At 70.3% G+C, this 1,015-nt stretch carries 1 protein-coding gene; it reads left to right on the top strand.

From position 1 onward, the window contains the following. The coding region (locus tag AB0N07_RS52295; protein WP_365848205.1) for an ATP-binding cassette domain-containing protein at positions 1–1,015 on the top strand (1,015 nt) is incomplete at both ends.

The following is a 1,015-nucleotide window of genomic DNA, read 5'->3' as shown; positions in this document are numbered from 1 at the left end:
CCGACGGCGGGCACCGTGACCCGGACCGGGCGCATCGGCTACCTGCCCCAGGACCCCAAGGTCGAGGACATGGACCAGTCCGGCCGTGACCGCATCCTCTCCGCCCGCGACCTGGACCAGACCATCCGGCGCATGCGCGAGGCCGAGGCCGGGATGGCCGCCGTCGACGACGCAGAGCGGGAGCGGGCGATGAACCGCTACTCCCGCCTGGAGGCGGAGTTCGAGGCACGCGGCGGCTACGCAGCCGAGTCCGAGGCCGCCCGGATCACGTCCAACCTCGGCCTGCCGGACCGCGTCCTGGACCAGCCGCTGCACACCCTCTCCGGCGGCCAGCGCCGCCGCGTGGAGCTCGGCCGCATCCTCTTCTCCGACGCGGACATCATGCTGCTGGACGAGCCCACCAACCACCTCGACCACGACTCGATCGTGTGGCTGCGCGACTACCTGAAGACCTACTCCGGCGGCCTCCTGATGATCTCGCACGACGTGGAGCTCATGGAGATGACCGTGAACAAGGTCCTCTACCTGGACGCGAACCGGCAGACCATGGACGTCTACAACATGACGTGGAAGAACTACCTCGCCCAGCGCCAGCAGGACGAGGCGCGCCGCCGCCGGGAGTTCGCCAACGCGGAGAAGAAGGCCTCGGCCCTCATGGCCCAGGCCGAGAAGATGCGTGCCAAGGCGACCAAGGCCACCGCCGCGCAGAACATGATCAAGCGCGCCGAGCGGCTCATGCGCGGCGTCGAGGGCGAGCGCGCGGTCGACCGCGTGGCCGCGATCCGCTTCCCCACCCCGCAGGCCTCCGGCAAGACGCCGCTGCGCGCCGAGAACCTCTCCAAGTCCTACGGCTCGCTCGAGATCTTCACGGGAGTGGACCTGGCGATCGACCGCGGCTCGCGCGTGGTGATCCTGGGCTACAACGGCGCCGGCAAGACGACGCTGCTGCGCATGCTCGCCGGGGAGGAGACCCCTGACACCGGCGAGGTCCAGGCGGGCCACGGGCTCAAGCTGG

The organism is Streptomyces sp. NPDC051172 (assembly GCF_040682555.1).
Classification (GTDB): Bacteria; Actinomycetota; Actinomycetes; order Streptomycetales; family Streptomycetaceae; genus Streptomyces.
The sequence above is the reverse complement of the archived record's forward strand: the minus strand, read 5'-3'. Positions and strand labels throughout refer to the sequence as shown.